This is a genomic window from Streptomyces sp. NBC_01471, assembly GCF_041438865.1.
Classification (GTDB): Bacteria; Actinomycetota; Actinomycetes; order Streptomycetales; family Streptomycetaceae; genus Streptomyces.
This window is the reverse complement of record NZ_CP109451.1, coordinates 137,133-158,141: the sequence shown is the minus strand read 5'-3', so window position 1 is coordinate 158,141 and position 21,009 is coordinate 137,133. Positions and strand designations below refer to the sequence as shown.

The 21,009-nt window shown below is 70.9% G+C and carries 20 protein-coding genes and 1 pseudogene; 12 read left to right on the top strand and 9 right to left on the bottom strand.

What is annotated here, in order from left to right; genetic code table 11:
- Positions 1–3 precede the first annotated feature (3 nt).
- From OG285_RS36570 to OG285_RS36555, 4 genes are read left to right on the top strand one after another with little or no spacing between them, the layout of a single operon-like run.
- Entirely contained in the window at positions 4–1,209 is a 1,206-nt protein-coding gene (locus OG285_RS36570) for a thiopeptide maturation pyridine synthase (RefSeq protein ID WP_331760169.1), read from the top strand.
- Positions 1,206–2,507, top strand: a complete 1,302-nt coding sequence (locus OG285_RS36565; protein WP_331760167.1) for a hypothetical protein — start codon at positions 1,206–1,208, stop codon at positions 2,505–2,507. Before OG285_RS36570 ends, OG285_RS36565 begins: the two co-directional genes overlap by 4 nt.
- A 49-nt stretch (positions 2,508–2,556) precedes the next feature.
- Positions 2,557–3,966, top strand: coding sequence for a hypothetical protein (locus tag OG285_RS36560; protein WP_331760165.1), 1,410 nt, complete (start codon positions 2,557–2,559; stop codon positions 3,964–3,966).
- Complete coding sequence (locus OG285_RS36555; RefSeq protein ID WP_331760163.1) at positions 3,959–5,938, top strand: TOMM precursor leader peptide-binding protein; 1,980 nt, start codon at positions 3,959–3,961, stop codon at positions 5,936–5,938. The genes OG285_RS36560 and OG285_RS36555 overlap by 8 nt, the downstream gene beginning before the upstream one ends.
- 288 nt (positions 5,939–6,226) lie before the next feature.
- Here the strand turns inward: OG285_RS36555 and OG285_RS36550 are convergent, their stop codons facing one another.
- Positions 6,227–6,811, bottom strand: coding sequence for a TetR/AcrR family transcriptional regulator (locus tag OG285_RS36550; RefSeq protein ID WP_331760162.1), 585 nt, complete (start codon positions 6,809–6,811; stop codon positions 6,227–6,229).
- A 216-nt stretch (positions 6,812–7,027) separates the two neighbouring features.
- On the opposite strand from OG285_RS36550, the gene OG285_RS36545 reads away from it, so the two are divergent.
- Positions 7,028–7,966 carry an alpha/beta hydrolase gene (locus OG285_RS36545; RefSeq protein WP_331760161.1) on the top strand — a complete coding sequence of 313 codons (939 nt, stop codon included), beginning with the start codon at positions 7,028–7,030 and terminating at the stop codon, positions 7,964–7,966.
- Between the two features lie 262 nt (positions 7,967–8,228).
- Here the strand turns inward: OG285_RS36545 and OG285_RS36540 are convergent, their stop codons facing one another.
- Both OG285_RS36540 and OG285_RS36535 read right to left on the bottom strand, forming a co-directional pair.
- On the bottom strand, positions 8,229–8,456 hold the full coding sequence (locus tag OG285_RS36540; protein ID WP_371793710.1) for a hypothetical protein: 228 nt from the start codon (positions 8,454–8,456) through the stop codon (positions 8,229–8,231).
- Positions 8,457–8,705: 249 nt separating this feature from the next.
- The gene (locus OG285_RS36535; protein WP_331760159.1) at positions 8,706–9,494 is read right to left on the bottom strand and encodes an inositol monophosphatase family protein; all 789 of its coding nucleotides are present in this window, start codon (positions 9,492–9,494) and stop codon (positions 8,706–8,708) included.
- A gap of 108 nt (positions 9,495–9,602) precedes the next feature.
- Between OG285_RS36535 and OG285_RS36530 the strand changes: the two genes are divergently transcribed.
- Positions 9,603–10,556: a winged helix-turn-helix transcriptional regulator gene (locus tag OG285_RS36530; RefSeq protein ID WP_331760158.1), complete on the top strand. Its 954-nt coding sequence runs from the start codon at positions 9,603–9,605 to the stop codon at positions 10,554–10,556.
- A 124-nt stretch (positions 10,557–10,680) separates the two neighbouring features.
- Here the strand turns inward: OG285_RS36530 and OG285_RS36525 are convergent, their stop codons facing one another.
- Positions 10,681–11,040 carry a nuclear transport factor 2 family protein gene (locus OG285_RS36525; RefSeq protein WP_331760157.1) on the bottom strand — a complete coding sequence of 120 codons (360 nt, stop codon included), beginning with the start codon at positions 11,038–11,040 and terminating at the stop codon, positions 10,681–10,683.
- A 138-nt stretch (positions 11,041–11,178) separates the two neighbouring features.
- On the opposite strand from OG285_RS36525, the gene OG285_RS36520 reads away from it, so the two are divergent.
- Positions 11,179–12,000 carry a MerR family transcriptional regulator gene (locus tag OG285_RS36520; RefSeq protein ID WP_331760156.1) on the top strand — a complete coding sequence of 274 codons (822 nt, stop codon included), beginning with the start codon at positions 11,179–11,181 and terminating at the stop codon, positions 11,998–12,000.
- Positions 12,001–12,736: 736 nt separating this feature from the next.
- Here the strand turns inward: OG285_RS36520 and OG285_RS36515 are convergent.
- The gene (locus OG285_RS36515) at positions 12,737–13,261 is read right to left on the bottom strand and encodes a VOC family protein (protein ID WP_331760155.1); all 525 of its coding nucleotides are present in this window, start codon (positions 13,259–13,261) and stop codon (positions 12,737–12,739) included.
- 78 nt (positions 13,262–13,339) lie between these two features.
- Here OG285_RS36515 and OG285_RS36510 point away from each other — a divergent pair, with 78 nt between their 5' ends.
- From OG285_RS36510 to OG285_RS36495, 4 genes are all read left to right on the top strand, one after another.
- On the top strand, positions 13,340–13,774 hold the full coding sequence (locus OG285_RS36510) for a helix-turn-helix domain-containing protein (RefSeq protein WP_331760154.1): 435 nt from the start codon (positions 13,340–13,342) through the stop codon (positions 13,772–13,774).
- Between the two features lie 1,128 nt (positions 13,775–14,902).
- A complete protein-coding gene (locus OG285_RS36505; RefSeq protein WP_331760153.1) occupies positions 14,903–15,466 on the top strand; it encodes a dihydrofolate reductase family protein in 564 nt (187 codons plus the stop codon).
- Positions 15,467–15,541: 75 nt separating this feature from the next.
- Entirely contained in the window at positions 15,542–15,748 is a 207-nt protein-coding gene (locus tag OG285_RS36500) for a hypothetical protein (RefSeq protein WP_331760582.1), read from the top strand.
- A gap of 13 nt (positions 15,749–15,761) precedes the next feature.
- Positions 15,762–16,553 (top strand): class I SAM-dependent methyltransferase, encoded by a 792-nt coding sequence (locus OG285_RS36495; protein ID WP_331760152.1) that lies wholly within the window; start codon positions 15,762–15,764, stop codon positions 16,551–16,553.
- 319 nt (positions 16,554–16,872) lie between these two features.
- Here OG285_RS36495 and OG285_RS36490 read toward each other — a convergent pair whose 3' ends face one another.
- On the bottom strand, positions 16,873–17,268 hold the full coding sequence (locus tag OG285_RS36490; RefSeq protein WP_331760151.1) for a RidA family protein: 396 nt from the start codon (positions 17,266–17,268) through the stop codon (positions 16,873–16,875).
- 167 nt (positions 17,269–17,435) lie between these two features.
- Positions 17,436–18,290 (bottom strand): helix-turn-helix transcriptional regulator, encoded by an 855-nt coding sequence (locus OG285_RS36485; protein ID WP_331760150.1) that lies wholly within the window; start codon positions 18,288–18,290, stop codon positions 17,436–17,438.
- A gap of 87 nt (positions 18,291–18,377) precedes the next feature.
- Here OG285_RS36485 and OG285_RS36480 point away from each other — a divergent pair, with 87 nt between their 5' ends.
- Positions 18,378–19,181, top strand: a complete 804-nt coding sequence (locus tag OG285_RS36480) for a glucose 1-dehydrogenase (RefSeq protein ID WP_331760149.1) — start codon at positions 18,378–18,380, stop codon at positions 19,179–19,181.
- 265 nt (positions 19,182–19,446) lie between these two features.
- On the opposite strand, the pseudogene OG285_RS36475 reads toward OG285_RS36480, so the two are convergent.
- Both OG285_RS36475 and OG285_RS36470 read right to left on the bottom strand, forming a co-directional pair.
- Positions 19,447–19,667 (bottom strand): annotated as a pseudogene (locus tag OG285_RS36475) (TetR/AcrR family transcriptional regulator C-terminal domain-containing protein); the annotation flags it as partial.
- Positions 19,668–19,925: 258 nt separating this feature from the next.
- Positions 19,926–20,546 (bottom strand): hypothetical protein, encoded by a 621-nt coding sequence (locus tag OG285_RS36470; RefSeq protein WP_331760148.1) that lies wholly within the window; start codon positions 20,544–20,546, stop codon positions 19,926–19,928.
- Positions 20,547–21,009 lie beyond the last annotated feature (463 nt).

Here is a 21,009-nt window from a genome sequence, read left to right as displayed (position 1 = left end):
CCCGTGACAGCCGTCCCGCAGCCGGAAGAGCCACAGTGGCGCGCGGCCCACATCGCGTACTTCGGTGACGACACCGACCAGCTGATCCTGCACGCCGTACGGCCGGTGATCGAGCGCTGCGCCGGTCACGTCGAATCGGCCTATGTGCTGCGGCACTGGCGCCGCGGCCCCCATCTGCGCCTGGTGGTCCGGGCCACGCCCGCCGTCTTCGCCGGACTAGTGGAGCCCGCCGTCTCCGAACTGGTCGGCGGACATCTGCGGGCACGGCCGTCCACCGCGGCTCCCCTCGACGAGGACGGTCTGCTGCCCCTGCACCGCCGCCTCGCCGCGGCCGAACGGGAACCCGGCCCGCTGACGCCCTTCTACCGGGACAACTCGATCACCTGGGAGGAGCACGACCGCCGGGTCGACGTGCTGGGCTGTCCGGTCGGCGCCGACGAGCTGGCCCTCTTCTACCAGCGGACCAACGGCCTGCTGTTCGAGCACCTGGAGTCCGTCGCCGCGGGGCTGCCGCGCGAGACGCTGGCCCTGCGCCTGATGCTCGCCACCGCGCACACACTCTGCCGGCACCCGCAGGACCCTTCGATCCGCCGCGGGTTCGTCTCCTTCCGTTCGCACGCCGAGGGCTACCTGAGCACGGTCGGCCCCCAGGTGCGGGACGCCTTCGAGCAGCGGTACGCGGCCAACAGCGCGGTACTCACCGCGCAGGTGCGCGCCGTGGTCGCGGCCTTCGATTCCGGCGCGGCAGAGCCCGGGGCGCCGGACGCCGGGGCCGCGGCAGGGCCGGGCGGGGCGGCGGAACTGCACCGCTGGGTGGCCGCGATCGATCCGCTGGGCACTCGCTGGACCGCTCTGTACGAGGCCGGCGAGATCCCGGAGACGGAGATCCCGACCGACGAGGAGAACGGCATCGGCGAACTGCTCACGACCAGCCCGCTGCACCGGGCGATCAGCGGCAGCGCCACGTACAAGCAGATGATGTACCGGGATCCGCGCTTCCTGCGCTACCGCCTGATGCTCAACTACACCTACCTCCATCTCTCCCGGCTCGGGCTGCCCGGCCTGACGCGCTATCTGCTCTGCCACCTCGCGGCCGACGCGGTGGAGGAGGTCTACGGGGTCAGCGCGCTCGAACTGGTCCTGGCCACCGCCGCGAGCGCTCCCGGTATGCCGCAGAACGCGACCGCACCGGAACGGACACACGGATGAGGACCGCCCCGCCCGGTGCCTGCCCTCCGCCCGCGGAGAACGGAGGGGCGGCGGCGCGCCGCTACCACGCACGGCACGGCCGTGTGCTGCCCACCATCGACCCGGCGGCGGGCAGCACCGCGCCCAAGCACCACCCGGGCGTGCCCGTCCTCCCCCTGCCGTTCCCGCCGGCGTTCCCTTCACCCTCCGCCGCCCACGGTCGGGCCGCCTTCCTGGAGAGTCTGGGCGCACTCCTCGCGCTGCTCAACGGCGTCACCCGGGTCGACTGGACCGCCGCGGGTGTGGGTGCGGGCCGGCCGGTGCCGTCCGGCGGCGGCACCTACCCGGCTGAGGTGTACGCGGCCACCGCCGCCGGGCTCTGCCACTATCTGCCGGCGGCTCACGCACTCGAACTCCTCTCCTCCGCCGACCTGCGTGACGACCTCGCCCGCGCGCTGGACCGGCCGCCGCACGAACAACCGGGATCAGTCCTGCTGATCACCAGTCGGCTGGACGCGAATCTGGCCCGCTACGGGCTCTTCGGCCACCGTCTGCAAGCACTCGACACCGGCGTGCTGACCGGGCAGGCTCTCACCCTGCTGGAGTCGGCCGGTGCCGCGCCGACGGCGCACGCGCGCTTCGCGGAGGAGGAACTGGGCCGCCTGCTCGGCCTCGACCCCGCGGCGGAGCGCGTCCACGCGGTCGTCACCGCCCGGACTCCGGGCGCGATCACGCCCGACGCGCCTCTGCTGCGCCGCCGTACGGCCCGCTCCGGCTTCGAGCCGGTCCCTGTTCCGTCGGCCGCCCTGGGCGAGGTCCTGGCGGAGGCCGCCTGCCCGGTCCCCCTGGACCACGCCGCCCCGGCCGACTGCGACCTGTACGTGGTCGCCCAGCGCGTCACCGGGCTGGAAGCGGGCTGCCACCGGCACGACCCGAGCACAGGCCGGCTCGTACCGGTCACCGGGGAGGTCACGCCACGGGACCTGTTCCCGCCCGGCGGACCGGGGGAGCTGGCGGGTTTCGAGGCTGCCTGCGCCGTACTCGTGACCGGCGACTACGAGGCGGGCTATCCCGCCCACGGAGACCGCTGGTACCGGATGCTCAACCTGCGGGCGGGCGTCATCGGTCAGCGGATCGGCCTGGCCGCCGCGCGCGCCGGGCTCGGCGCCGGACTCCGCTGCGACGTGGACACCGCGGCCGCCGACGCCGTCCTGCGCACCCACCCCGACCGCACCACGCTGCTCGCCGTGCTGCTGGGCCGGGAACGCGGCAGCGGGACACCGGCCTGTCATCTGCTCGGCCAGGAAGGCCCGTTGTGATCGTCCCGGACCTCCCGGCCGCACCGCCCCCTTCCCGGCCGAGGACACAGTGATCACCTCCGACTCCGCACCTCTCCTGCGCCCCGACGTCTTCCTGACGCCGAGCGGCAGCGGCACCGTCTATGTGCGGTCCAGCCGCGGCACCGACCTGATCGCCGCGCCCGGTATCGCCGGCTGGCTGGACCGGCTCGCCCCGTTCCTGGACGGCACCCGCACCGTGGACCAGCTGCTCGACGGCCTCGACGGAGACCGCCGCACCGTGGTGCTGCGGATCCTCCAGCTCATCGACCGCCACGGCCTGCTGGCGGACCGGGCCGCTCCCGGCCCGGACCGGCACACCGCCTCCTACCCGCGGCTGCGGGTGCTGGTCCTCTGCGCTCCTCCCACGGTGGGCGCACTGACGGACGCGCTGCGGCTGACCGGGCTCTCCGCCATCACGCCGGTGACCGACCACGCGGCGGCCCGGACCGCGGTGGCGGCCGGCGGCCACGACGCACTGCTGCTGCTCGCGGCGGGCGACGATCCGCAGTCCGTCGCCCGGCTCGACGAGGAGTGCCGCGCACACGGCCTGCGGTTCGCCGCGGCTGTCCGTGACGCGGAGTCCTGGTGGCTGGGCCCCGGCCCGGAACGCACCGAGGGCGGCTGGCTCGGTGGCTGGCTGCGCGTGCACGGCACGCAGGCCGCCCCTCGTACACCTCAATACCCCTACGAAGCAGCCGAGTTCGCCGCCACCCTGCTGGCGCACCGTTTCCAGCAGGCCTTTCTCGGTCCCGCCGCCGGCGCGGCGAGTGAGCCGGAACCGCTGGTCCGGCTGGACACCGCGACCCTGACCACCACCCGCCACCCCTACCGGCCGCACCCGGCCGCACTGCCCGCGGCGCCGGAGTCCGCGGCGCGGTTCCTCGCCGGGATCGCCGCCCTGCGCGACGGGCGGACCGTCGGCCCCGGGGAATTCTCCCGGCGCGCCGCGGGCTGCATCGACCCGCGCGCCGGGCTGCTCGCCGAACTGGAGGAGGGAGCTCTGCCGCAGTTCCCCCGGCACGCCTCCAGGGCCCTGGTCCGTGACCCGCGCACCGGCCGGGCAGCGCACCGGGTCCACGCCACCGGCCGCGACTTCACCACGGCGCGCCTTCGCACCGCGCGACGCGCTCTGGCGCTCTACGCACTGCTCGCCGTCGACCCCCGGCGGTTCGTCCCGGCCCCCGGCGGGCCCTCGCTGTGGGCCTGGTCTCCGGAGCACGGCACGGCCCACCTGGTTCCGGCGGCCTCCGTCACCGCGCGGGGCCCGCACGCGCCCCGGGGTCTCGGCTCGGGCGCCACCTTCGAAGAGGCGGTGACGGCGGCGCTCCGCGACCGGCGCGGCCCCTCGCACGGCACACTGATCGTGCCGCTCGACCATGATCCGGCCGCCACCGGGATCCTGCCCCACCTGTTGAGAGCGGTGCGCTGCGATGACTGATGACCTCCTGCCGGCCGCCGCCCGGGTGCACCACGACGGCGGCTTGCTCGGCCAGGCCCTCGTCCGCCGTTCCGGCGCCCTGCCACCGCCGCGGACCGGGATCAGGATCCTGGCGGCCGACACACCCGACGCGGCGTCAGAAGGTGCGCGTGAGCTGGTGGCCGGCGGGCACTCGTTCCTGCTCGTCGCCGCGGAACTGGATCGCGTGGTCATCGGCCCGCTGGTCCGCCCCGGCGCCCCGGGCTGTCACCGCTGCCTCGCCGCGCGCCGCGCCGGAGCACGCGCGGACGCGGCGGAGGAGGCGGCCCTGCGCACCGCCTACGGCAGCCGCCTCACCGGCACGGTCTCGCCGCTGCTCACCCCGATCGCAGCCGACCTCGCCGCGCACCTCGCGCTGAGCCGGCTCGGCGCGGCGGCGGCCACCGGACAGGCCGTCACCATGGTCCGCCTCGCCGACCTGGAGATCACCCGGCACCTCTTTCTGCCCGACCCCCACTGCCGCGACTGCGGCAGCCTGCCCGACGACTCCCCGGCCCGCGCGGCGATCCCACGCGTCCCCCGGCCCAAGCCGGACCCCGAGGTCCTGCGGGTCCGGGACCTGCGCACCGAGCGGGCCGCGCTGGAAGCCCGCTACGCCGACGACGAGACCGGCGTGCTCAAGGGACTGCGGACCCGCGGACTGCACACCCTGCCGTTCGCGGAGGCCAAGGCCGGCCCGCCCGAGTCGGTCGACGGCGGTTACGGCCGCGCGCTCGACTTCCGTACCGCGAGGGTCACCGCGATAGCGGAGGCGCTGGAGCGGCTCGGCGGAGGCCGCCCAGGAGGGCGGCGCACCGTGGTGCGCGGCAGTCACCGCGAACTCGCCGCCCGGTACCCCGGCGGTGTACTGGACCCGGCGACCACCGGCAGCCACGAACCCCACCGCTACCAGGAAGCCGGCTTCCCCTTCCAGCCCTACCACCCCGGCCTCGTCCTGCCGTGGGTCTGGGGCTACTCCCTCACCCGCGAACAGCCGGTCCTGGTTCCGGAGAGCCTGGCGTACTACCGGCTCGGCCGTCACCAACCGCGGGCCGCCCGGCCGTTCGTCTCCGAGATCTCCAACGGCTGCGCGCTCGGCGGCTGTGTCGAGGAGGCCGCCCTGTACGGCCTGCTGGAACTCGCGGAGCGCGACGCGTTCCTGCTCACCTGGTACGCCAGGATGCCGGCGCCCGCGCTCGACCTGCACACCGCGCGCGACCGGCGGATCGGCCTGCTCGCCGACCGGATCCAGGAGCGCACCGGCTACCGCGTCGAAGTCTTCGACGTGACCGGCGCCGAGGGCATCCCCTGTTTCTGGGCCGCCGCCGTGGACGTACAGCCGCGCTCCGCTCCCGGCACGGAGCCCGCGGCGCCCCGCCCCGGCGTGCTGTGCGCCGGCGGCTCCGGGCTCGACCCGGAACGGGGCGTCTTCGGCGCACTGCATGAACTGGTCACCGCCATCGAGGCGTACCGGCTGATCTACCCGCAGCGCGCGGAGGACGCCGCCCGGATGCGCGAGGACCCCGGGCACGTCCGCCTGATGGACGACCACGCGCTGCTGTACTGCGACCCGGTCGCCGCCCGGCGCCTCGACTTCCTGCTCGCCCCCGGCGGCCGACCGCCACAAGAACGCCGGAACCTGCGCGAACTCGCGGAGCGTTACGCCTGGCCGCGCCACACCGACCTGCGTGCGGATCTCGACGAGTTGGTGGGCCGTTTCGCCGCGACCGGCCTCGAAGCGATCGTCGTCGACCAGACCACCCCGGTCCACACCGCATCCGGTCTCTCCTGCGTCAAGGTCCTCGTCCCCGGCCTGCTCCCGATGACCTTCGGACACCATCTGCGCCGCATCACCGGACTCGACCGGGTGCTGACCGTCTCGCACCACCTCGGCCGCTCCGCCCGGCCGCTCCGCCCGGAGGAGGTCAACCCGTACCCGCACCCGTTTCCCTGACCGGGGCCCCGGGACAGTGGAGAGGGCTCACCGTTACGGGACACCCCTCAGACGTGTATATCCCGAGTGCGCTCGGCGACCGCCGGCCCAGGTTCTGTCACAGCAGGTACCGCCGGCCCGAACGTCAGTGAGCGTTCCGTGCGTGTTCCGTCTGGAACGACACGGTCGACGCCGCAGGCGGGCGGCGAGCCCGCGGTTGGTCGTGATGGGCGAGGCGATGCCGCCTTCGCGAACCCATGAAATGACTGTGCGAACCAGGCAGCGAGTCCGACGGCCGTATCGGATTCGTTACGCGCGCAACGCCTGCGACAACGCGTCAACGGTCACGCCCACGATGGCCAGGAGCTGCACGGGGCTCGCCCCGGCCCTGCTCATGACGGCGAGCGACTGGTTCACAGCCGCCGCGTGTACAGCGAAGGCCTCGGCGCCCTGGTCGGTCATTCGGCCGGCCTTCAGCGCGCCGCGCAGGCGAAGCCGCTGGAAGCCGAGCGCCTGCCTGGCGTGCGCTGCGACGCTCTGACTCAGCACTGGGATTGCCATGGCTGACTGGGCAATCAGGCATCCATCAGGCAGTTCGGGATCGGCGATGCGCTCAAGGGTGACGTCGAAGAACGCACGAACAGCGGCAACGGGTTCCGAGGCTGCACACGACAGGGCGGCGTCGTACTTCTTGCCATAGCGCGCGGCGTAGAGATCCAGGCAGCGCAGGAAGAGGGTGTCCTTGTCGCCGAGGGAGGAGTAGATGGAACTGCGGTTCAGGCCGGTTGCCCGGGACAAATCGTCCAATGAGGTGTCGGCGTAGCCGTCGCGCCAGAACTGGATCATCGCGGCGTCGAGCGCCGTGTCCATGTCGAACTGCTTCTTGCCTGCCACGCGGCACTTCCTCGCCGATGCGTCGATGGTCCGGACTGTGGTGCGCGCCATTCTAATCTTGAACTAAGTAGTTCAAGATGTGTTAGCTTTCGAGCGTGGTCATGGCCGGGCATACCGCGCACTCCGCGACCGCGCGAGAAACACACCACGTGGTCCCAGCCACCGCCGTCAGCTGCACCGTCCCAACCGCACGCTTGAAACCGATAGGGGATCCCCGTGACCGGCCCGGCAACCAGCACTCCGCAGGTCTCCGAAAGCAACCCCGTCCGTGAGCTGTCCCTGCAGCATCTGGCCGGATTCACTCACCGCTGGGTCGACGCGGACGGCGTCCGCCTCCATGCCGTCGACGGCGGACGGCCGAGCGGCCCGACCGTCGTCCTGCTCGCCGGATTCCCGCAAACCTGGTGGGCCTGGCGCAAGGTGATGCCCCGCCTCACCCAGCGGTTCCACGTCATCGCGATCGACCTGCCGGGTCAGGGCCACTCCGAGCGTCCGGAGCGCGGCTACGACACGCACGCGGTCGCCGCGCACGTCCACGCCGCCGTGAAGGCACTCGGAGTGTCGACGTACTCCCTGGTCGCCCACGACATCGGCGCCTGGGTCGCTTTCTCCCTCGCCCTCAACTTCGAGAGCCACCTGCGCGGGGTCGCTCTGCTCGACGCGGGAATTCCCGGTATCACTCTCCCGGAGGCGATTCCCACCGACCCGGATCGAGCGTGGAAAACCTGGCATTTCGCGTTCCACATCGTGCCCGACCTGCCCGAGACGCTGCTTGCCGGCCGCGAACGCGACTACGTGGGCTGGTTCCTGAAGGTGAAGGCACTGTCTCCCGACACGTTCGACGACGCCGAGCTCGACCACTACGCGGCGGCCGTCGCCGCCGACGGCGGCCTGCGCGCTTCCCTCGCGTACTACCGAGACGCCGCGGAGTCAGCGCGTAAGAACCGCGAGGCGCTCAAGGGGCGGCACCTGACTGTGCCGGTCCTCGGAATCTCCAGCAGCCACGGCTCCGTTCCGGACATGGCCGCCTCCATCAGCCCATGGGCCGACAACACCACCGGAATCGTCGTGCCCGACGCTGGACACTTCATCCCGGACGAGCAGCCCGAAGCTGTCGCTGCCGCGATAGCGGACTTCATCGCCGACGCCGACTGACAGCCGTCGAACCTACCCGCACTGCCCCCGCGAGAGGGCTACCCGAAGGAGAGGCCGGAGCAGAGGTTGTGGTCGGCGGAGCGTCTCTGGCTGGAGACGCCGCCGGGCAATTGCTGTGACTCATCTTGTCGTTCATGTGCCCCAAGAAAACAGGTGGCCACTGACAAGGGCCGGCCTTCAACGAGGTTGTCACGTCAGTCCCTATCCGGCCGAAGGCCAACGACCACGCCGCCGCCGGCCGCCGTGCTCAAGGCCGGCCACCTCAAGCTGCCGACCGGCACCGCAGCGAGATCACCGCCCTGCCCCGCACGGGCTGCCCGCGCTGCCACGGCGAGAGCGGCTGGTGGATCGGCGGCGCCTTCCCCGAGATGGAGGCATGCGGCTGCTGGTCCGACCGGCGCGAGCTCCGCATCCGGCTCCTGCCCGTCCCGGCATGGGACGAGCCGCCCTTCCCCACCCCGAACACCGGGATGAGGAGCGCACCCAGCATGGCTGATCGCCTCCGCGCCATCGAGAGCCTCGCCCTGGCCGCCGTCTTCGACGGAGTCCACAGGATTCAGAACCAGGATGGCCCGGCGTTGGTGCAGGGCTCTTCGAGAGCGGCCACTTCCTCGTCCGTCAGCTGCAGGCCGAGTGCGTCGACCGCCCCGGGAACGGCGGTGGACGAAGGCGGCTCGTACCAGGTGAGCCCGGACGACGGAGAGAGCCGTCGGACTGGGCGGTATGGGCTGACCGGGACTCAGCGGTGCTCGGCGAGCAGGGCGAGTAGCTGCTGGTGCAGGACCGCCGGGCCGGCCAGGAAACTGTCCGACCCGGCCTGCCACGGCCGGCCGGCGGCGTCGGTGACCTGGGCGCCGGCTTCGGAGGCGATCAGCGCGGCGCCGAGCAGATTCTCGTCGTCGCGGCCGTACTGCCAGAACGCGTCGATGCGCCCGGCTGCCGAATCGGCGATCTGCCACGAGGTGGGGCCCAGATTGCGGACCGCGCCGACCAGCGGCAGGAGCGCGCTCAGGGAGCGTCCGGCGGCCTTGGCCGCCTGGGGCTGGGTGGCGGCGAACGGCGGCTGGCTGGTGGCAAGCAGGGTCAGGGCCAGGTCCTGCTTGCCCGAGGGGGAGATCGGTGCCCCGTTGCGGTGCGCGCCGTTGCCGCGTGCTGCCGTGTAGGTCTCGTCCAGTCCGGGGTTGTGCAGCACGGCGGCCACCGGTTCCCGCTCTTGCACCAAAGTGAGGCTGACGCACCAGTGCGGCAGTCCCTGCAGGTACTGCACCGCTCCGTCCATGACGTCCACCACCCACACTTCGCCGGCGGGCAGCGGATGGGAGTACAGGCTCTCCGCCCAGGCGACGCCGGGCCGCAGCGGGTCGAGGTGCTCGTGAAGCAGGGCTGCCGCCGGGGTGTCGACGGCGTCGAAGACGGCTTTGAACCGGGCCATGTTGCGGGCCGGCTGCGGGCGTTCCCGGTCGGCCAGCCAGCTCCCGACTGCGCGGGCGGCCTGGATCATCGGGGGCAGAAGTGCGGCATGGGTCATGGGGTTCTCCGAACGCGAGTGCTGATGTCCCCACCATGGCGAATGCGGGCGCACGATCGGCTGATCCAGGCACTCTGATGAGCGAAACTTGCAGATATGAAGCCGACAATGGCGCAACAGCCCCTGGATCAGTCCGACCTACGGCTGATCGCCGCCCTGCAGTGCGACGGTCGGCTGACCACGGAGCGCGCGGCACGCGTCCTGGGACTGAACGCCCGCGTGGTCCATCGGCGCTTGGCGGCGCTGCTGGGCAGCGGAACGGTCCGGGTCATCGCCGTGCCGCCGCACGGCAGCGGGTCCACCGCGATGCTGCTGCGCATCAGGGTGCTGCGCGGCAAGCTCGACACCATCACCGCTGCGCTGGCGGCCCGGCCCGACATCCCGTTCATCGACATGTCCGCGGGCGGGGACGAGATCACCGCCGTCCTGCTGGCCGACGGACCGCGCAGCCGACTGGTGTTCCGGCAACTGCCCGCCACCAAGGCCATCACCTCCGTCAGCGCCCAGACCGTCCTGCACGTCTACGCGGACGCCACCGACTGGCGCCTGGACGCCCTGACCGAGGCCGAGCGCACCGGGCTCACCCCGGCACCGCCGACGAGCGGACCGCCGGCCGAACTGGGCCCACTGGACCGGGATTTGGCGGACGCCCTCCTTGACGACGCACGGGTCACCGCCGCCGCCCTGGCCGCGCGTACCGGGCACCCGGAGTCCACCGTCAGACGGCACCTGGGCTCGCTGCTGCGCGACCGTGCTCTGGTCACCCAAGTGATCGTGGACCCGCGCCGGCTCGGACTGCACGTCGACGCCAACCTCTACCTCCAGGTCCCGCCCGCGCACCTGGACGCGGCCGGACGCGCCCTGGCGGCCCACCCGGCTGTGCACGGCGTCCTCGCTCTGACCGGGCCGGCCAACCTGAGCGCCGCCGTATGGCTGCGCGACCTCGAAGACCTCCACAGCTTCATCACCCGGGACCTCGCGTCCCTGTCCATCACAAGCGTCGACACCGTGCTGGTGGGCCACGCTGTGAAACGACCGGGCCGTATCCCGGTCGGCAACTGACCACACGATTCCGCCGCGCCCCGCTGCGGGGCCCGGGGAAGCAGGGCCAGGACCGTCGGTGCGGCGTGCCGGCCGTTCGTCCGCATCCGCGCACAGGTACGGCTACGGGCAGAGGCGTCCGCGCTCAGTAAGCGGGTTCGTTACGGACGATGATCAGCGAGGTGATCTTGCCGTCGCAGACGGTGAAGTAGTTGGTCATGATCAGGTCTCCGTGCAGGTTGGTCTTGTCGTACTGGCCGTCGTAGCGGGCGCGCACGATCTGGTCGCCGTAGTGGTCCACGACCTCGGTCACCTCCAGGGTGACCTTGTCGCCGACGATCTCCTTGGCCACCCAGCGGCGGATGGCCGCAGCACCCCGGAACTCGCGGCGCACATCATTGACGAAGGCATCCCTCGCGAAGGTGGCCACGACGGCGTCCTCGTCGAAGGCGTTCACGGCGCGGACATGTTCGGCCAGCACCGGAATCAGTACGGTGTCAGACATGAGAAGGACCTCCCCGATACAGGTGTAAGGCCGCCGCTTCGGCGGCCTGCTCACTACGTTCGACGCTCCGGTGGTTGGAGGGTCAACACCGGTTCCGCGCGTCGACCCTCCAGCAGGGGGAGGGCTGATACTGGGCCCATGAAGCAGGCACTGACGGTCGGGGACTTCTCCCGCGTGACGCACCTGAGCGTCAAGACACTGCGGCACTACCACCAGATCGGCCTGCTGGACCCCGACCAGGTCGATCCCGACACCGGCTACCGCTACTACACGCCCGACCAGGTCCCCACCGCGCAGGTGATCCGCCGGCTGCGAGACCTGGACATGCCCATCGCCGACGTCAAAGCGGTCCTGGCCGCCTCGGACGCGACAGCGCGAGGCGAGGTGATCGCCACCCATCTGGACCGTCTGGAAACCGAGCTGGCCCAGACTCGCTCAGCGATCGAATCCCTGCGCAACCTGCTGCGGCGCCCAGCGGCGGCCCAGATCGAGCACATCACGGTGCCGCCCCTCCCGGCTATGGGCATCACCGCAGCCGTGGACCGCGCCGACCTGCTGGTGTGGTGGCAGGGCGCCCTGGGAGAACTGCACGCCGCCGTCCAGGCCCAGGGTCTGGACCCGACCGGGCCCAGTGGCGGCCTGTACGCAAGCGAGATCTTCCAGGACGAACACGGCCGGGCCACGGTCTTCGTCCCGGTGCAGGGAAGCGTGCGCCCCATCGGCCGGGTCGAGCCGTTCCTCGTCCCGGCCGCCGAGCTGGCGGTCATCACCCACCACGGCCCGCTGGCCGACGTCGATCTCACCTACGGCGAACTGGGCGCCTACACGACACGGCACGAGATCAGCGTCGCCGGCCCGCTGCGTGAGTACTACCTGCGCGACGCACGCCACAGCCCCGACCCCTCCCAGTGGACCACCGAGATCGGCTGGCCCATCTTCCGGGCAGAACACGACCAGTGAACGCGCTACGTGACCGTGCCCTCTGGCAAAGCCCCCCCGGGTAGGTCAGTTCGCCGTCTCCGCCGAGGCGGCGAACTGACCTATTCGTCGTTCCTGCCGAACAGCTGGGACGGGGAACAGGTTGCCGACCGCCGGGCCCGCTGCACCGCTGCCGGATCCCTGACACGGAACGGCACCGGCCGAAGTGGCAGCTCACGCTGGACATCCTCGACGGACTGGCCACGGTCGGCCCACGGTGCTGGTCGCGGACGCCGGTACCGGGCGACGATCCAGACGGACACCCCGCAGCACATCAAGGCCCGCACGACCAGCGGCGATCTCACGGTCACGACACCGCCTGCCAAGTACCAGACCTCGGCGAACGACTCCAACGGCGACAAGAGCGTGGCGTTCAAGAATGATCCGTCCGGAAGTACCGCCTGGATCTGTCGACGAGGGGCGGCGACTTGACTGTGAAGTCGGCAGCCCAGTCTGTGACCGGCTGGGGTCACCCGGTCACTTCGGGCAGCACCCCGCGAGTCAGCCGCTGACGGACGATCTACTCCGTGGACTGCCGCCCATGACCAGCGTAAGCACCCCGGATGACCGTCACACACCCCCTCGACCTGCGTCTTCAAGTTGGCGGATGCTCTGTGGACTGCATGGTGACTGGCCTTCAGCGGGCCGGGTGGGCCCGGAGAGGGGCCCCGGCGGGCCGGGCATGACGGCCCGCCGGGGAACGACGGCGTTTGCTGGTTCAGTTGCGGGCCGGAGCGGAGATGCCGGTCCCGCCCGGCAGGTCGGCGCCGAATTGTGCGATGACCGCGTCCAGGTCGAGCGGTGCGAAGGCTACGGGCTCCACCTCGTTGATCCTGTCGGCGGGCACCAGCCAGCACACTTCGAACTCCAGGCCGTCCGGGTCGCTGGCGTACAGCGACTTGGTCGTGCCGTGGTCGGTCTCGTAGGCCAGCGCACCTGCCTGCACCAGCTTGCCGCGGATCTGCTGGAACTCGGCCAGGGTGTCCACCTCCCACGCCAGGTGCGCGAGCCCGGGGCGTCGGCCCGGGCCCTGCGGGGAAGCCGGGTCCTCGACCTGGAGGAAGGCCAAGTCGTGGTCGTTGGTCGACTCCTCGGCCTGCAGGAACGCGCCCTCAAGCACCTTGTCGCCGTCGGCGTGGACGCGGAAGACGGTGCGGAAGTTCAGTAAGTCGGTGTAGAAGGCGACGCTGCGTTCGACGTCGCGGACGTAGAGCACGGCGTGGTTGAGACGCTGGACCGGCATGTCGCTCCTTCGCTTGGTTACGATGAGTACGTAGCCCCACCATAGGGATGCAACGAGGACCTCACAAAAGGCACATTGATGTACGCAGAGCACACCACTGACCCTGATCGTGCCGCCGCCCCGCACCCGGGCGACGCCTGGCCTGCCGATGTCCCCCACCCGTGCGAGAGCTGGCCGGACAACGGCCGAAGGTTCCGGGAGACCCTCGACCGGATCGGCGACAAGTGGTCGGTCCTGGTCATCGGCATCCTCAGCCGCGGTACCCTGCGGTTCGGCGCCCTGCACCAGCAGGTTCCAGGCGTCTCCCAGCGCATGCTCACCCTCACCCTGCGCCACCTGGAACGCGACGGGGTCGTCTCCCGCACCGTCTACGCCGAGGTGCCCCCGCGCGTCGAGTACCAACTGACGCCTCTGGGCGAGAGTCTGCGCACCATCGTCCACGCGCTCGCCCAGTGGGTCACGGACCACCATGAAGAGATCGATAGCGCGCGCCACCGCTACGACGCTGGATGACACTCGTGCCCCAGCTCGCCTTCACCGGCGGGGTACGCAGCCGCTCCAGCTCCGGGACCCGAACATCACCCGGGACGGTGGCGGCCGCGCGCGTCACCTGCCGCGCTGGCGGCGAGTACGCCACGGTGGGCAGATGATGCCTCGCCGCCCCTTGCTCCTCGTCCTGGCCGTGCTGCTCGCAACATCAGGCTGTGTCTCGGTCCCGGCCGGTGTTCCGGGTCCAGATCCGGCCACTCGATCCCCTGCCGCAGACGCACTGATGTCCGCGCGGGTTCTGCCCAATGTTCAGCAGCCACGCGGCCGTTCGGCCCTGGAACGCATCGAGGATGACGGGAAACAGGCAAGAGGCGGGAAGCGCAAGGCGAAGACGGTCCAGCGACGCATCCACCGACGGGCCCACCGGGCGCCCGCCCCAACTCGCCGCCCCCGGACAACGGCGTACGCACCGGCTGCGGTGCCTCGCATCCACCGGGCCCAGACACCGCCCGCCCCGGCGAGGAAACACCTCCGCCATCCCAGCTCACCGCACCGAGCGCGGAAGCCCAGGCCGCGATCCCATCCCAGCTACACCATGCGCCCGTTGTGCAGGAAGGCGTCCCAGGCCACGTCTCCCGAGGTAGCGGCCCTGTGTCGCAGTGCGTACGGGTCGTAAGGTCCAGGACGGAATGGGCCACCTGCCGTTGCCTGTGTCCGAGCCGCCAGCAGCAGTGCTACCTGTCCTTCGCATGGATCAACGCCGTGCTCCGCAGGTCGCAGTGGCTACCGCCCGCCCGCTCCGAAGACCACGGCAGCTGGATTCGCCGGGAGAGACCCTCGTGCGGGACGACCGTGCCGTGCGCTGGGCCCGTATCACCATGGAGAAGAGCGAAATCACCGGATGGGTTCGCTCCACCCTGGTCAGCACCGCCAGGGAAGAACTCGCCCCCACCCGCTCACAGGCCCCGCACCGGCCCCGGTCCGCGCCCGCTGTGACGGAAAGCGGCCAAACGGACGCCCCAGGTCACGCGGGAGCGCCCGGATGCCTGCTCCCGCGATCGTTCGTACGCTGGTGCAGGGACTCGCCGCCGATGAGTTTCCCGCGACGGGCCGGTCTGTACGCGTGAGACCGACTCACGGAAGGCTGGCGCCATGCGGAAATTGATCTACGGCATGAACCTGACCCTGGACGGCTACATCGCCGCGCCCGGCGACGACATCGGCTGGAGCGGGCCGAGCGACGAGCTGTTCCAGTTCTGGTCCGACCAGTTGCAGGCGACCGACCTGTCGCTGTACGGGCGCAAGCTGTGGCAGACGATGAGTTCCTACTGGCCGACCGGCGACCAGCAGCCCAACGCCACCCCGGCGGAGATCGAGTTCGCGCGCCGCTGGCGGGACATGTCGAAGGTGGTGTTCTCCTCGACGACCGACGAGGTCGACTGGAACACCCGCCTGGTCACCGGCGACGCGGTCGCCGAGATCACCCGGCTCAAGGCCGAGGACGGCGGTCCGATGGACATCGGCGGCGCGACGCTCGCCGGGGCGGCCATGCGGGCCGGGCTGATTGACGAGTACGTGCTGGCCACCGCGCCGGTCCTGGTGGGCGGCGGCACGCCGTTCTTCACCGCGCTGGACAGCTGGGTGAACCTGAACCTGGTGGAGACGCGGACGCTTCCCGGTGGCGTGATCCTGACCAGGTACGAGACGAGGCGCTGAGCGCCCGTCCGGGGGTCACGGGACCTGCTCGGTATCGACGAGATCCGCCGGGTCCTGCCGCAGGCGGCCCTGGTTGTGGACCACTTCCACCTGGTGCGACTGCAGCGCCTGGCCACAACCGTCGAGACGTGGTGGCCAGAGATCCTGGCGTTCCTGCACACCGGGATCACCAGTGCCGGCTCCGAAGGCACCAACCGCGCTCATTTCGTTGAGCCCGCACCTGTGATCGTGTTGGCTGGCGGCGCCGAACTGTCGGTACCGCCGGTGTCCGCTTGGCTGTAGCAGGGAGTTAAACGTGCAGGATTTTGTCGTCGACCCCGGTGCCCATAACCGGGCAGCCTGGGACAAGTATGTCCAGGAGGGCAACGAGTGGTCGAGGCCGGTGAGTGCTGAGGATGTCGAGCGCGCCCGCAGGGGCGACTGGTCGATTGTTCTCATCGGGCGTGAGCCGGTCGACCGCTCCTGGCTGCCGACGGACCTGGCCGGCAAGGACGTGTTGTGCCTGGCCTCCGGCGGTGGCCAGCAGGGTCCGATCCTCGCCGCCGCAGGGGCGCGGGTCACCGTGTTCGACAACTCGCCCCGCCAGCTCGGCCAGGACCAGATGGTGGCGGCGCGTGACGGACTTGAACTGCGCACCGTCCTGGGTGACATGCGCGACCTCAGCGCCTTGGGCGACGCAGCTTTCGATGTTGTGTTCCACCCGGTCTCGAACCTGTTTGTACCCGACTTGGCACCGGTGTGGCGTGAGTGCTTCCGTGTCCTGCGACCGGGCGGAACTCTGCTCGCGGGCTTCCTCAACCCTGATGCGTACTTGTTCGACCACGAGGCCCTCGACGAGCGCGGCGAGCTGGTCGTCGTGCACAAGCTGCCCTACAGCGATGTCACGCAGTACTCCGCCGAGGAACGCGCCGCGAAGTTCGGCGCGGATGCCCCTCTTGAATACAGCCACACCCTCACCGGCCAGATCGGCGGGCAACTCGCCGCGGGGTTCGTCCTCACCGGCTTCGCAGAAGCACCGGACCAATCCAACGCATCCGCCCCATATATGTCGAACTATTTTGCGACGCTGGCGGTCAAGCCAGGCTGACCCAGCCGCGGCGCCGACCCGCTGACCCCAGGACCAGCCAGCCCAGTTCGTCGTCGGCCTGGCAGATGAGCTGCTGGAACCCGGGCCGATCCTGACTGACTACACCGGGAAGCGGAGGGACGACGCCGGTCACCCGGGTCCCGGTGCACCGGGACGTACAGGCACAGGCCCCAGTCGGCGTCACCGGCCGTGAGCCACGCTCGGGCCGGACCTCCGGAACCGGGGCTCTCCCGGCCCGCCCCCTTGGCGGGGGTTTCGGTCACCGCAGCAGCAATCCGCTTATGGCTCCGACCGTGACCCGCCGGACAGTGCCTTGTCGTTACCCGGCACTGGGCACCACAGCCAATGCGTCGATCTCGACCCGGAAGTCCGGGTGAACCAGCCCGGCGACCCTCACCAAGGAACAAGCGGGAGGGCTCGTTGCGTCCTGGTACTCGTCTCGTACCTTGCGGAACACGCCCAGATCGTTCAGATCAGTCAGATAGACCGTTAGCTTGACCACGTGTTCCAGGTCGGAACCCGCTGCCTCCAGAGCAGCGATCAGATTCGCATAGACCCGCCGGACCTGCGCCTCAGGGTCCCCTTTGCCGACCGGATCACCGTTGCCGTCCACGGGAACTTGACCCGAGACGGCGACCATCGCTCCGGTGAAGGCGACCGCATGGCTGTATCCGTTGACAGGCGGTGAACCTTGGGGACGTATGAAGTGCTCCATGACACGATCATGCCACGGTCGGTCACGTTGGTGCCGGGTACCTCACTAGCGGTGGGACTGTCCGCGGTGGGACTGTGCGGTGGGGAACATCGCAACGAAGACCGGTGCCGAGGAACCGCCGGTTCTGCTGAGCGGGCCGGTGGGGCGCCGGTGTTGGAGGGCTTCAATCAGCCGGGCACGTCCATGCGCTGCGTACCGATCACCGACAGCAGCCGCAGTGCCTCTTCTGCCGGGGAGCCGGGCTCGGCCGTGTAGATCACGACCTGTTGGTCCCGGTCGGTGACGTCCAGGACGTCGCAGTTGACGGTGATGCGGCCGATGAGCGGGTGGTTGATGGTCTTGCGCAGGGCGGGCTCGGCGCGTACGTCGTGGGCAGCCCACAGCCGGGCGAATTCCGCGCTGCCGGCGAGAAGTTCACTCACCAGCGTGGCCACCTCGGGGTCGTCCGGGTAGCGGGCGGCAGCGGCGCGCAGGCGCCGGGCCGCGGTACGGGCGAACGCCTCCGCGTCGAACGGGTCGTACAGCAGCCGCCGCTCCCGCGATTGTGGTGCGAGGTAGGCACGGCGCACGAGGTTGCGCTCGGGCCGGGAAAGCGGGGAGAAGTCCTCCAGGAGGGCGGCTGCCAGGTCGTTCCAGGCGATCACCTCGTAGGTCGCGGAGAGCACGATCGCCGCGGTGTGCGGCAGCCGCCGCAGTAGGTCGAGGATGCTCCGCGGCACTTCACGTGAGGGCCCGCTCGGCGAGCCGGGCGGGGCGCCGGCGAGGTGGTGCAGGTGGTCGCGCTCGGGGTCCGACAGGCGCAGGGCCCGGGCCAGGCCGGCGAGTACCTCGCGCGAGGGGCGCGGGCCGCGGGCCTGCTCCAGCCGCGTGTAGTACTCGGTGGAGATGTACGCCAGCTGTGCCACCTCCTCGCGGCGCAGCCCCGGGGTGCGGCGGCGCGGCCCGGCGGGCAGCCCCACGTCGGCAGGGGTTATGCCCTCGCGCCTGCTGCGCAGGAAGCCGGCCAGCTCTCGTCTATCCATACCTCCAGTGTGCGTGGCTGCCAAGGAGCCGATCCAGGTACCGCTGGTGCCTGGATCGGCTCCACGCCCGGACACACGCTTGCTGCCATGAACAATGCACAGATCACCGACACCTCCATCCCCGCCGCCGTGGGCCTGCTGGCCGGCAAGGTCGCCTTCATCACCGGTGCCGGGCGCGGCATCGGCGCCGCCGCAGCGCGGCTGTTCGCCCGGGAGGGCGCCCGGGTGCTGCTCGCAGCCCGCACGGAGGACCAGCTCAAGGCGGTGACCGAGGAGATCCGGGCAGCCGGCGGCACCGCCGAGTACACGGTGTGTGACCTGGCCGACGGGGCTAGCGTCCGTGCCGCCGTCGACCGCGCCGTGGGCCTGTACGGCCAGCTCGACATCGCCTTCAACAACGCAGCGACGAGCATGCCACCGGCCCCGATGGACCACGTGCCTGAGACGGATTTCGACCGCGTCTACGCCGTGAACCTCAAGGGTCCGTGGCTGGCCATGTCCGCCGAGGTCGCCGCCATCCGGGCCACCGTCGGCACGGGAGCCATCGTCAACAACTCCTCCGTCGGCAGCCTGAGGGGCAACCCCGAACTGTCCGCCTACGGTGCGATGAAGCGAGCGGTCAACAGCCTCACCGAGTCGGCGGCCGTCACTTACGGCCCGGAAGGCATCCGCGTCAACGCCATCGCTCCCGGCACCACACTGACCGAAATGGTGCGCACATGGAACGATCGCTCACCCGGCATCATCGACCAGCTCAACGCGCACACACCGCTGCGTCGCGCGGCCGAGCCCGACGAGATCGCCCAGGCCGCCGCCTGGCTCCTCAGCGACCGAGCCTCCTACGTGACCGGAACGGTCCTCCCTGTCGACGGCGGCATGCAGGCGGCATGAGCCAGGGCCGGGCACAGATCCTCGTGTTGATGCTCCTCAACCCCCACGACCGCCTCCCGTTCCCGGGCTCTGGCTCAGGTTGTGGGACACGGCCACCACAAGTGATCGGTGGTACTCCGGCGCTCGGGGAATCAGCGGCACCCGTGGGCACCGTCGAGCACTCTGGCCGCCGCGACCGCCGCTGCTGTCATGAAGCGAGGAGTACTCGCTTACGCAGGAGTTGGAAACCGGCGCGGCCGGACATCTGGCGTTCGAGCATGTTGATGCGCATGACGGTGTCGACGTCGGCGAGCCCGTCGAGGGCGGCCAGCGTGGCCTCGGTCACGGCGAGGCCGTTCGGACCCAGGGTCGGGCGGCCGCCGAGCAGGTCGGCCAGCCATTCGTGACGGAGAGCGGCCTGCCTGGTGCGATGGGCGAGGACACGCAGCGCCTCCCGCCAGTCACCGGGCTGTTCCTCGGGAGAATCGCGGTCTGGACTTCGTCCGTCGGCCTCTGGGCGTGCCGGGTATGGGCCTTGCTCTGGATGTGCTGGCTGTGCCGCGATCGACCCGGCCGGATTCGCCCGGCAACAGTCGCCATGGACACCGAAGCGACCCCCGGCCGGGAAGGTTCCGGGGGTCGCTTCGGTGCGTGACGTCGTACGGCTTTCTGCCCGGGGTGCTGCGGTGCCGTCCAGCGGTCTCGCCGGCCGCTCAGGGTCCGGTTGGTCGAATGTGCGCCCCCGGGCAGAGAGCCGTATTCCGTTCAGCAGGGGAGGGTGGTCTTGCCGGCAGCGCCGGTGGCGCCGGCGATGCCGTCTGCGGTGGATGTGGCGTTGGTGCCGTCACCGCCGGGCTTGCCGGGGCATACCGGGCTGGCGGCGCCGCCGGCGCCGCCGGTGCCACCCGTGTGGCTGCCGCCGGCCGTGGAGGCGCCGCCGTTGCCGCCCTTACCGCCGGCGATGCCGAGCCCGGCGTTGCCTACACCGCCCACGCCGCCCTTGCCGCCGGTGCCGCCGAGGGTGGCGTTACCGCCCGTGCCCCCCGCGCCGCCGTTGCCATTGGCGCCCCCGGCACCGCCAGTGCCGCCCTTGCCGCCGGTGCTACCGAGGGTGGCGTTGCCCCCGTTGCCCCCGGTGCCGCCGTTGCCGTTGGCTCCGGCAGCGCCGCCGGTGCCGCCCAGGCCGCCGGTGCCGCCGTTGGTCCCTGCTCCGTTGATGCCGTTCGCGCCGGGGAAGCCGAGGATGCCGAAGCTGGTCTGGGTCCGGATACTGTGCGCGTCGGCACGGGGGGCCGCGGACGCGAGGGTGGGTGCCGTGAGGCTGAGGACGGCGATCGCGGCAACCAGGAGGATCCGGGGGACAGCAGGAGTACGCGTGGAGCGCATGAGGGCGACCTCTCGATTTGTGCGGCCGGAGATGTTCTCCGGCCGGCACACAGTCAACGTAGGCCGGAACGGGCCGCGCAGCGCTCCATGAAATGATCCAATGGCCTTAAATGGACTAGATGCCCAAAGAATGGCTTTAAGTATATTTTTCTCTGGTGCTGCTGCATCCTCAAGCAGCGGCTGCCGAGCGCGCCCCGGGCCGGCAACGCCAGGCGGATGAACGGCGCAACCGCGCAACGCTGTGGCCGCCATGGTGCGTTCGATGACCCACCTCCTACGTTCCGACCGTTCGCTGGAGGCGATGCCCTTGCGGGCGATACGGACTCCGATGACCGGTGTTCCTCAACGTTGAGCCGAATTGGCGTGCAGCCGACCGCCGGAGCCGCCATGAGAGCCCTCGTTGGTGGCCATGGATGTCCGCCACAATCTGGAACGCAGCAGGGCAACGCGCGCGACCCTGCGC